Origin of the sequence: Streptomyces durocortorensis, from assembly GCF_016901035.1 — a bacterium.
GTDB classification, from domain to species: Bacteria; Actinomycetota; Actinomycetes; order Streptomycetales; family Streptomycetaceae; genus Streptomyces; species Streptomyces durocortorensis.
Genome location: NZ_JAFEUF010000230.1, coordinates 1 through 10,636 on the forward strand (window position 1 = coordinate 1; position 10,636 = coordinate 10,636).

Consider the following 10,636-nt stretch of genomic DNA (forward strand, 5'->3'; position numbering starts at 1 on the left):
GGGCGGGCTTCGTGGCGCCGCCCGCGCCGCCGCCCCCGGTGGGACGGGACGGGTCCGTGGAGGCGGACGCCGAGGGGCGGCCCGTCGATCCGGCGGGCACGAGGACGGAGGTGGCCGAGGGGGCCACGTCCGCGGGGGCGCCGGACGCGTCGGACGCCGGGGAGCCGGAGGCGCTGGGCCCGGGCTCGGCGACGTCGTCGGACAGGTCGTCGGCGGCGTCGGCGCTGGGCGCGGGGACCTCCTCGACCTGCTCCGCCCGCGCCTTCTCCTTCGGCCCGGACAGGGGCAGCCAGGGGGCGCTGGAGTTTCCGCCGAGGACGGCGAAGACCAGCGTCACGGCGTAACCGGCGCAGACCGTGGCCAGGACCCAGCCGAGGCGTCGGAAGGTCTTGCTGCGGCGGCCGCTCTCGTCGACGAAGACGGGGCCGTCGGAGCCGTCCGGCGGGGCGGGTTCGCCGGGCAGTTCGGCGAGTTGACGGCCCAGTCCGTCGAGTTGGATCGTCGCGTCGTTGGGCTCGTGCGTGTGCCCGGTTCTCTTGCCTTCGCGCCAATTGTCCACAGGTGCAGCCATCCCCCACTCAGTGAATCAGGCGCACCGAATTTGACCGGTTCTTTACTGTCGAACTGGGCCCCCACCCGTCCAAGAACCTGGCGTCCATGCACCCGGACGATGAATGTAGCGCACGACATTGACGCCCAAGTGCCTCTGAACGGAGTTGATCAGGAACGGTTGCGCATCAGTGACAGATCGCTCTCGGGCAGCCAGGATCCGGACGGCCGGACCATCCACCCCTCGGCAAGGGCCAACTGGTCAGTAGCGTTGCGCAGGGCGTCTACGCCGGGATGGCGCAGCCCCTTCCGCCAGACCAGCGACAGGGGCGAAAGCGGAATCGGATCGACGAGCGGGCGCAGCACGGTCCCGGGCATCGGCGGGAAGTCGACGACGGCCAGCACGGGGTGCCCGCCCTTCTCCATGACCCGCTGGAATTCGGCCACGCCCACGGCGAGGGGAACGGGCGGGGCCATCACGATGCCCCACTCGGCGAACAGCGATGCGGCGAGGCCGGTCCACTCCCGTGTCCGTTCGTTGCCGGCCCCCGCGTAGACGGTCTCGCCGGACAGCTCGGCCAGGGCGACGGCCTCGCGGGCGGCGAGGGGATGAGAGACGGGCAGCATCAGGGCCATCGGCTCGTACCGCACGGGGTGCACGGAAAGCCCCGCGCGCACCCCGGGGGCCAGCCCGGCGGCCCGGCCGAAGGAGGCGTCGAGCCGGCCGGCCAGGATCTCGGCGGCGGCCCAGGTGAGCCCCGACTCGAAGCGGGCCATCAGCTCGCACTCGGGGACCAGCTCCCGGGCACGGGCCAGCACCCGGGCGGCGGTGGCCCCGTCGCTGTTCAGGTCGACGAGCAGCGGCCGGGCGGGAACGCCGCTGAAGGCCCCGGCGAGCTCGGCGTGCGCGTCGAGCACCCGGCGGGCGTACGGCAGCAGGCGTTCGCCGTCCGGGGTGAGGGCGACCTGCCGGGTGGTCCGGACGAACAGCTCGGCGCCCAGCTCGCGTTCCAGCCGGCGGATGTCCCGGCTCAGCGCCTGCTGCGCGACGAAGAGGCGGGCGGCGGCCCGGGTGAAGTGCAGTTCGTCGGCGACGGCGAGGAAGGCACGCAGGAGTCGGGGGTCGGTGTCGGCGGGAGGCACGCCGCGAATCTACCGCGCGGGACCGCATTCACAACACATGTGCGTGAATCGGTGCGGAGTAGGTGTTGGACCGGGACGGTGGAGCGCGGCGAGCCTGGTCCGTATGCCGATATCCCCTGCCACCCACCCGGAGACCGCGTCCCGGCCCGCCCCGTCGCAGCCTGCCGCCCCGGACCGGACCGGTCCGCGCGTCCGTCCGGTGGCCGCGCCCCGGCCCGTCCTGTCCGGCCGCCCAGTCCTGGCCTTCGCTCCCCCGGTCGCCCCCCTTCTCGCCGTCTCCGGCGGCCAGTTGGTCGCGGCCCCGCGCTCCGCGCCGACGAGCGGCGAGCATCGGCGGTCTCGGCTGTCCTCCTCGAATCCGTACCTCCGGCTGCTGGCGACGCCCGGGGCCCGCGCCTTCACGGCGGGCAATCTCATCGCCCGGCTGCCGATGGGGATGCTCGGCGTCAGCGCGATCATCATGATCGCCGGATCCCGCGGCTCGTACGCCCTCGCCGGGGCCGTCACCGCGACCGGCCTGGCCGCCACGGCGGTCGTCGCGCCCTTCACCGCCCGGCTCGTGGACCGCTTCGGGCAGGCCCGCGTCGCCGTGCCCGCCACCGTGCTCTCCGTGCTGGGGTCGCTGGCCCTGGTGCTGTGCGTGCACCACGACGCCCCGGCCTGGACGCTGTTCGCCGCGTACGCCGCGACCGCGACGACGCCGAACACCGGCGGGATGTCGCGGGCCCGCTGGGCGCATCTGCACCGGGGCGATGCGGCGGCCCTGCACACCGCGAACTCCTTCGAGCAGGCCGCCGACGAGCTGTGCTTCATGCTGGGCCCGGTGCTGGCCGCGACGCTCTGCGGGGCGCTGTTCCCGGAGGCGGGCACGCTGGTGGGCGCGGCGCTCCTGATGACCGGGGTCCTGGTCTTCGCCGCCCAGCGCGCCACGGAACCGCCCGTCGCCCCGCGGACGAGGACGGTGGCCTCACCGCTGCGCACGCCGGGGATGCCCGCGCTGCTGGCGGTGTTCCTCGCCACGGGGGCGGTGTTCGGGGCGTTGGAGGTGGTCTCCATCGCGCATGCCGGGGGCGCGATCCTGGCGCTCCAGGCGGCGGGCTCGTGCGTGGCGGGCCTGGTCTACGGTGCGCTGCGGCCCGCCCGGGACGTGCACCGCAGGCTGCTGCTGTGCCTGACCGGGATGACGGCCCTGATGTCCCTGCCGCTGCTGGCCGCCGCCGGCTCGGCCGCCCTGCCGGTCCTGGCGCTCTGCCTGCTGCTGGCGGGGGCGGCGACCGCGCCGACCATGGTCACGGGCATGACCCTGGTCCAACGGGCCACGCGGCCCGAGCAGTTGAACGAGGGCATGACGCTCTCGGTGACCGCGCTGCTGGGCGGGGTCGCGGCCGGGGCTGCGGCGGGCGGCTGGCTCGTCGAACACGCGGGCACGGCCCCCGGTTATACGGCCCCGATGGCGGCGGCGGCCCTCGCGCTGGTCATCGCGGCGGCGGGCGGCGGGTACGGCCGGTGGCGGCGGACATGAAAAGGGCGCCTGGCGGTGGACGTGAAAAAGCCGCTGCCCCCCGCGCGAACTCGCGGGGCAGCGGCCTACATGGGAATTGTGGAGATGGCGGGAATCGAACCCGCGTCCAACGGTGCGGAACCAGGGCTTCTCCGAGTGCAGTTCGCTACGCTTTTCTCGGCCCCGGAGGTCACGCGAACAAGCCTCCGACAGGCCCAGCCACTGTTTGATTTCCTTCTGGGCCCCGTGGCCGGGCCTAGAAGTTTAGATCCCTAGTTGATGCCAGGATCCGGGTCGGGATCACCCCCGGGCTGACACTCCGCAGAGTCTTCGCTTAGCTGCTAATTAGGCAGCGAGGGCGAAGGCGGAGGAATCGCGCTTGGAATTGGCGATTATTGTTTGCGACATATGGTTTACGAGATCATTGCCGCTTCCTCGACTCGCTTCCCCTGCTTCGACATCCGCTGTCGAAACCGATCATCCCCATGTGGTGTTTTCAAAACGCGCACCTTCGCTGAGGTGCACGGCCCATCGTACGTGACCAACGCCGGACGGTGCCACCGTATTCCCGCGCCCGGGGCCGGCGGCCCCGGTCAGGCGCTGCGCTGACGGCGGCGGGCGGCCGAGATGGCGCGGTTCGTCTCCCGCGTGTCCTGCTTCTCGCGGAGCGTCTGCCGTTTGTCGTACTCCTTCTTGCCCTTCGCGAGCGCGATCTCGACCTTGACCCGGCCGTCCTTGAAGTACAGCGCGAGCGGCACGATGGTGTGGCCCGTCTCCTGCGACTTCGACTCCAGCTTGTCGATCTCGGCCCGGTGCAGCAGCAGCTTGCGCTTCCGCTTGGCCGCGTGGTTGGTCCAGGTGCCCTGGACGTACTCGGGGACGTGGATGTTGTGGAGCCACGCCTCGTGGTCGTCGATCTGCACGAAGCCGTCGACCAGGGAGGCCCGCCCCATGCGCAGGGACTTGACCTCCGTCCCCATGAGCACGAGGCCGCACTCGTAGGTGTCGAGGATGCTGTAGTCGTGCCGCGCCTTCTTGTTCTGCGCGATCATCTTGCGCCCGGTGTCTTTTTCCTTCGCCATAGTGCGGTCATTTTCGCACTACGACCCGCCCCCGAGGCCACTCAATACCGTCTCGGCCCGCTGCTGGGCCCGCTCCCCCGCCACGAGGTCGGGCGTGATGCCCTTGCCGTCGACGTTCCGGCCGCCCGGGGTGCGGTAGTGGCCGACGGTCAGCTCGGCCACCGAGCCGCCCGGGAGCCTGCTGGGCATCTGGACGGAGCCCTTGCCGAAGGTGGGCGAGCCGACGGTGACCGCGCGGCCCCGGTCCTGGAGTGCGCCGGTCAGCAGCTCGGCGGCGCTCATCGTGCCGCCGTCGACCAGGACGACGACCGGCCGGTCCGTGTCACCGCCCGGGTCCGCGTACAGCGCCTGCTCCTCGCCGCGCACGTCGTACGTGGCGACCAGGCCGCCGTCCAGGAAGGCGGAGGCGGCGACGACGGCCTCGGCGACGAGTCCCCCGGAGTTGGCGCGCAGGTCGAGCAGTATCCCGGCCCCGTCCGGGGCGTCCCGGACCGCGTCGCGGACGTCGGCCCCCGCGCCCTTGGTGAAGGCGGCGACCTTGATCAGGACCGCCGAGGCGGGCTCGTCGCCCAGCCGCCGCACGGTGACCGCCTCGGTGGTCAGCCGGGTCCGCTCCAGGGTCTCGGTCCAGCTCCGGCCGTCCCGGACGAGCCCCAGCTCCACCCGGCTGCCCTCGGCCGCTCCCGTACCGTCGCCGCGCAGTGACGCGACGACCTCCGCGACGGGGCGTTTGCCGATCGCGCGGCCGTCGAGCGTGCGCAGCAGGTCGCCGGCCCGGATGCCGGCCCGGTCGGCGGGGCCGCCGGGCTGGACCCGGGAGACGGTGACGTCGCCGTGGGCGGAGCGCCGGGCGGAGAGCCCGACGCCGGTGTACGTACCGTCGAGCGCCTGCTCGAACTCCTCGTACTCCCGCTGGTCGTAGACCGCGCCCCAGCGGTCCCCGCTGCGGCTGACGACCTCCTCGGCGGCGTCCTTCACGGACTTCCCGTCGGCCTCGGCCTCGGCGGCCGCGTCCTCGATCTCCTCGCGGTCGACCGGGGCGAGGGTGGAGGAGACGGCACGGGTCTGCGGGCCGGGTCCGGGCTCGGGGTCCTGCGGCAGCGAACCGGTCGCGGCGGCGGTGGCGAGAGCGCACCCGAAGACCAATGTCAGGGCCGCCCCGCGGCGAAGACCGCGGGGCCCGAAGCGGTGCGCAGAGCCCGGCATGGCGACGAGTCTAGGACAAGCCTCCTGGGGGGGGGGGGGGGGGGGGGGGGGGGGGGGGCCCGCGGGGGGGGGGGGGGGGGGGTGAGGTGTGAGCGCGGGGGCGCCCGGGCCGGGGGGGGGGGGGCCGCCGCCCCGCCGCCCGGGCCGCGNNGCGCGCGGCGGGGGCGGCGGGGGGGGGGGGCCCCGGGGGGGGGGGCGCGGCGGGGCGGGGCCGACTCTCACCGCCCCGGCCCGCGGGGCGCCCCCCCCCCCCCCCCCCCCCCCCCCAGGAGGCGTATGTCATACCTTCAGATACTTGCGCAGCGCGAAGAGCGCGGCGATCGCCGGCATCAGCAGACCGATCGCGAGCACCAGCGGAAGCTTGGTGAGCACCGCGTCCCAGCCGATGAAGTTGATCAGGTTCAGCTTCTCCTGGAGGGCGAGACCGCCGTCGATCAGGAAGTACCGGCCGCCGAGCAGCATGGCGCAGGCCAGCACGCCGCCGATCAGACCGGCGACGGCCGCCTCCATGATGAAGGGGGCCTGGATGTAGAAGCCGGAGGCCCCGACCAGGCGCATGATGCCCGTTTCACGTCTCCGGCTGAACGCGGAGACGCGCACGGTGTTGACGATCAGGATCAGCGCGATGACCAGCATCAGGATCATCACGTAGACCGCGACGGCGTTCATGCCGTTCATCAGCTCGAAGAGCTGGTCCAGGATGGAGCGTTGGTCCTGGACGGACTGCACCCCGTCCCGCCCGGCGAAGGCCGTCGCGACGACCTTGTACTTCTCGGGGTCGTCCAGCTTCACCCGGAACGACTCCTGCATCTGGTCGGGCGTGATGTTGCCCGCCATCGGGGAGTCGCCGAACTGCTCCTGGTAGTGCTTGTACGCCTCGTCGACCGTCTCGAAGTGGACCGTGTCGACGGCGTCCATCTTCTCCAGGTCGGCCTTGATCTCCTCCTTCTGCTCCTTGGTGACAGCCCCCTTGGCGCACTTGGGCATCTCCTTGGCGTCGTTCTTGTTGCAGAGGAAGATCGAGACGTTGACCTTGTCGTACCAGTAGTCCTTCATCGTGCTGACCTGCTCGCGCATCAGCAGCGCACCGCCGAACAGGGCGAGCGAGAGGGCGACGGAGACCACGACCGCGAAGGTCATCGTGAGGTTGCGGCGGAGACCGACGCCGATCTCCGACAGGACGAACTGGGCGCGCATGGCGTCCTTTCAGTGCAGTGCTCGATGCTCGAAAACGCGGGGCCCGGGGGCCGCCCGCTCAGTGCTGGTAGCCGTAGACGCCGCGTGCCTGGTCGCGTACGAGACGGCCCTGTTCGAGCTCGATGACGCGCTTGCGCATCTGGTCGACGATGTTCTGGTCGTGGGTCGCCATGATCACGGTGGTGCCGGTCCGGTTGATCCGGTCCAGCAGCTTCATGATGCCCACGGAGGTCTGCGGGTCGAGGTTGCCGGTCGGCTCGTCCGCGATCAGCAGCATGGGGCGGTTGACGAAGGCGCGGGCGATGGCCACGCGCTGCTGCTCACCGCCGGAGAGCTCACCGGGCATCCGCTCCTCCTTGCCGCCGAGGCCGACGAGGTCGAGGACCTGGGGCACGGCCTTGCGGATCTCGCCGCGGGGCTTGCCGATGACCTCCTGCGCGAAGGCCACGTTCTCCGCGACCGTCTTGTTGGGCAGCAGGCGGAAGTCCTGGAAGACCGTCCCCAGCTGGCGGCGCATCTGCGGCACCTTCCAGTTGGACAGCCGCGCGAGGTCCTTGCCGAGCACATGGACCATGCCCGTGCTGGCACGCTCCTCGCGCAGGATCAGTCGCATGAAGGTCGACTTGCCGGAGCCGGAGGACCCCACCAGGAAGACGAACTCACCCTTCTCGATGTCCAGCGAGACATCGCGCAGAGCCGGTCGGGTCTGCTTCGGGTAGGTCTTGGAGACGTTGTCGAATCGGATCACGGATGCACCACGGTCGGCCGGGAGTAGGTGAGCGTGACCATACGCGAACCGGGCTCACGCGTGCAGGCGGCGTCCGGCAATGGGTGGTATATGGCGAATCGCCCCACGGTACGAAACGGGTCGTGCCGGACCTTGTCCGGCGGGCCGCGCCGAAATCGCCGCGAGCTGGCACAGTGGAGGGGGGAACGGTTGCGTTTCCGTGAGCGTTGTGCGGAGAGACAGCAGGCAAGCGGCTCCGCCGCGCGGGAGGAGGAATGCGCATGACCTATGACCGACTGGTGTGCGCGAACTGCGCGTCCCCCGTCAGCGAGGGCCGCTGCCGCGTCTGCCGTGCCGTGCGGCAGCAGATGCTGGAGGAGCAGGGCCAGGGCCCGCTGGCCGGGATGAGCCCGGCGATGCTGATCGCCCTGATGGTGGTGCTGCTGACGGCGCTCGCGCTGCTGGCGCACCAAGCGGCCTGATTCGGGCCCGCACAGCCGTACGGCCCCCTGGGGCCGCCCCTCACCGCCCCGTCGAGGGCTGAGAGACGTATGCGTAAGGCCGCCTGAGCGGTCCGGGCGCGCAGAAGGGCCCGGGAGGCGTCGTACGCCCTCCCGGGCCCTTCCTCATGCTGTGCCGTGCCGCGTACGGGCCTGATCCTCGCCCGCTACGCGTCGGTACGATCCACCTGGGCCCGTCCGGACCCGGCTGCGGACCTAGGCGACCGTGCGACCGCCGCCGACGAGGCGCGGCAGGATGCGGAAGCCGATGCCGCCCGCGATCATCGTCGCGGCGCCGATGACCAGGAAGGTCGTCTCGGCCGCACCGGTCTCGGCGAGCTCTTCCTTGCCCTTGCTCTGCTCGACCGGCTTGTTGCCGACGCTGTCGGTGTCGGTGTTGTCGGTGCACTCGGCGCCGTCGAGGTCGACGGTGCAGGAGCCGACGTCGTCGCCACCGCCGGTGGAGCCGGCCGTGGACGAACCGGAGGTGCCGGTGCCGCCCTGGTCGCCGCCGCCGGTGTTGCCGGATCCACCGTTGTTGCCGGAACCGCCGGTGTTGCCGGAACCGCCGTTGTTGCCCGAGCCGCCGTTGTTGCCGGATCCACCGTTGTTGCCGGATCCACCGTTGTTGCCGGAACCGCCGTTGTTGCCCGAGCCGCCGTTGTTGCCGCCCTCGACCGCGCCTTCGACGCCGCCCTGGTTGCCACCCTCAACGGCACCCTCGACGCCGCCCTGGTTGCCACCCTCGACAGCACCCTCGACCGCGCCTTCGATGCCGCCCGGGTCGGCGCCCTCAATGGCACCCTCGACCGCGCCCTCGACGCCGCCCTGGTTGCCACCCTCAACGGCACCCTCGACCGCGCCCTCGACGCCGCCCTGGTTGCCACCCTCGACAGCACCCTCGACGTCGCCCGGGTCGGCGCCACCGATCGGGTCGTCGCCGTCGAGCAGGTCCGCCTGGACGTTGACCTCCGCGACGCCGGTGTCGACGCCGATCTCCAGCGCCTGTGCCGCACCCGCCGCAGTCAGCGAGGCACCCGCGGCGATAACCGCACCGGCGGCTATCCGCGCGACGCGAACACGCGTCTTCTTCGTCATCTGTTGCTACCCCCAGTAGCCGATCTCGTCATTGGAGCAGCCATATGCGGGCCGTGGGCCCTGCGGGGAATCTCTCTCGGCAAGGCCACGTCGTGTCGTGGTCACCCCGCCCGCCCCCCGGTTCACACCCGTCCCAGACATACGCATGCTGCTCTAGCACCCTGGCCAGAGTTAAGGATTACGTCAAGGCCGTTCCGTGCACTAGGCACCGATATGGGGGTTCTTGACGGCTAATCGGAAGCCCGACTGTGACGTATCGGGCACAGATCCTCCGTAACGCAGAGGGGCCCCGACAGTCGCCTGTCCGGGCCCAACCTCCGTACCTCTGAAGCTACTTCTCCCGCTGCTTGCGCCAGCGGATGCCCGCCTCGACGAAGCCGTCGATCTCGCCGTTGAAGACCGCTTCGGGGTTGCCCATCTCGAACTCCGTACGCAGGTCCTTGACCATCTGGTACGGGTGGAGGACGTACGAACGCATCTGGTTGCCCCAGGAGTTGCCGCCGTCGCCCTTGAGTGCGTTCATCTTGGCCTGCTCCTCCTGGCGGCGGCGCTCGAGGAGCTTCGCCTGGAGGACGTTCATCGCGGACGCCTTGTTCTGGATCTGCGAGCGCTCGTTCTGGCAGGAGACGACGATGCCGGTGGGCAGGTGGGTCAGACGGACCGCGGAGTCCGTGGTGTTGACGCCCTGTCCGCCGGGGCCCGAGGAGCGGTACACGTCCACGCGCAGCTCGGACTCGTCGATCTCGATGTGGTCGGTCTGCTCGACGACCGGGAGGACCTCGACGCCCGCGAAGGACGTCTGGCGGCGGCCCTGGTTGTCGAACGGCGAGATGCGGACCAGGCGGTGGGTGCCCTGCTCGACGGAGAGCGTGCCGTAGGCGTACGGGACCTGGACGGCGAAGGTGGTCGACTTGATGCCGGCCTCTTCGGCGTAGGCGGTCTCGTAGACCTCGGTCTTGTAGTTGTGCTGCTCGGCCCAGCGGAGGTACATGCGCTGGAGCTTCTCCGCGAAGTCGGCGGCGTCGACGCCGCCGGCCTCGGCGCGGATGGTCACGAGGGCCTCGCGCGCGTCGTACTCGCCGGAGAGGAGCGTGCGGACCTCCATCTCGTCCAGCGCCTTCTTCACCGACTCCAGCTCGACCTCGGCCTCGGCCCGGGCGTCGGCGTCGCCCTCGTCCTCGGCGAGCTCGAAGAGGACTTCGAGGTCGTCGATGCGGCCGCGCAGGGCCTCGGCCTTGCGGACCTCGGCCTGGAGGTGCGAAAGCTTGCTGGTGATCTTCTGGGCCGCCTCCGGGTCGTCCCACAGGGACGGCGCCGCTGCCTGCTCCTCGAGCGCGGCGATGTCCGCCCTCAGCGCATCCAGGTCCAGGACGGCCTCGATCGACCCCATGGTCGAGGAGAGGGACTTCAGCTCTTCGGAAATATCGACGACTGCCACGGGTCCAGCGTAACGGCTGGGCGGATGAAGCTTGCCCTCCCCCGGAAACAGGCCCATGACCAGGCCCGTGACCAGGGCCGGGAGCCGACCCGGGGAAGGGGTGCGCTCACCTCGCGCTCACCGTGCGCTCACGGGGTCGCCGGGGCCGAGTTCTCGCTGTCCTGGGGCGCCCCGCCCCCGTCCCCGCCGCCGCCG

Annotated in this window: 10 protein-coding genes and 1 other RNA gene; 2 read left to right on the forward strand and 9 right to left on the reverse strand. The window is 71.4% G+C overall.

The features are described from left to right. Together JS521_RS29200 and JS521_RS29205 are read right to left on the reverse strand one after the other, a co-directional pair. Positions 1–559, reverse strand: a 559-nt coding sequence (locus JS521_RS29200; protein ID WP_205085954.1) for a hypothetical protein, incomplete at its 3' end; no start/stop codon positions are given. 161 nt (positions 560–720) lie between these two features. Then, entirely contained in the window at positions 721–1,692 is a 972-nt protein-coding gene (locus JS521_RS29205) for a LysR family transcriptional regulator (protein WP_205085948.1), read from the reverse strand. Positions 1,693–1,795: 103 nt separating this feature from the next. On the opposite strand from JS521_RS29205, the gene JS521_RS29210 reads away from it, so the two are divergent. Next, the gene (locus tag JS521_RS29210) at positions 1,796–3,214 is read left to right on the forward strand and encodes an MFS transporter (RefSeq protein ID WP_205085949.1); all 1,419 of its coding nucleotides are present in this window, start codon (positions 1,796–1,798) and stop codon (positions 3,212–3,214) included. Between the two features lie 76 nt (positions 3,215–3,290). Here JS521_RS29210 and ssrA read toward each other — a convergent pair. From ssrA to ftsE, 5 genes are all read right to left on the reverse strand, one after another. Next, positions 3,291–3,678, reverse strand: a transfer-messenger RNA (tmRNA) gene (ssrA, locus tag JS521_RS29215). Between the two features lie 108 nt (positions 3,679–3,786). Continuing rightward, positions 3,787–4,275, reverse strand: coding sequence for an SsrA-binding protein SmpB (gene smpB / locus JS521_RS29220; RefSeq protein ID WP_200720983.1), 489 nt, complete (start codon positions 4,273–4,275; stop codon positions 3,787–3,789). Positions 4,276–4,293: 18 nt separating this feature from the next. Then, complete coding sequence (locus JS521_RS29225; protein ID WP_205085950.1) at positions 4,294–5,481, reverse strand: S41 family peptidase; 1,188 nt, start codon at positions 5,479–5,481, stop codon at positions 4,294–4,296. A gap of 279 nt (positions 5,482–5,760) precedes the next feature. After that, positions 5,761–6,678 (reverse strand): permease-like cell division protein FtsX, encoded by a 918-nt coding sequence (gene ftsX / locus JS521_RS29230; RefSeq protein ID WP_205085951.1) that lies wholly within the window; start codon positions 6,676–6,678, stop codon positions 5,761–5,763. Positions 6,679–6,736: 58 nt separating this feature from the next. Next, on the reverse strand, positions 6,737–7,426 hold the full coding sequence (gene ftsE, locus JS521_RS29235; protein ID WP_003968787.1) for a cell division ATP-binding protein FtsE: 690 nt from the start codon (positions 7,424–7,426) through the stop codon (positions 6,737–6,739). A 260-nt stretch (positions 7,427–7,686) separates the two neighbouring features. On the opposite strand from ftsE, the gene JS521_RS29240 reads away from it, so the two are divergent. After that, complete coding sequence (locus tag JS521_RS29240) at positions 7,687–7,887, forward strand: hypothetical protein (RefSeq protein ID WP_003968786.1); 201 nt, start codon at positions 7,687–7,689, stop codon at positions 7,885–7,887. 234 nt (positions 7,888–8,121) lie between these two features. On the opposite strand, the gene JS521_RS29245 is transcribed toward JS521_RS29240, so the two are convergent. Both JS521_RS29245 and prfB read right to left on the reverse strand, forming a co-directional pair. After that, the gene (locus tag JS521_RS29245; protein ID WP_205085952.1) at positions 8,122–9,003 is read right to left on the reverse strand and encodes an LPXTG cell wall anchor domain-containing protein; all 882 of its coding nucleotides are present in this window, start codon (positions 9,001–9,003) and stop codon (positions 8,122–8,124) included. A gap of 331 nt (positions 9,004–9,334) precedes the next feature. After that, positions 9,335–10,441, reverse strand: a complete 1,107-nt coding sequence (gene prfB / locus JS521_RS29250) for a peptide chain release factor 2 (RefSeq protein WP_205085953.1) — start codon at positions 10,439–10,441, stop codon at positions 9,335–9,337. Positions 10,442–10,636 lie beyond the last annotated feature (195 nt).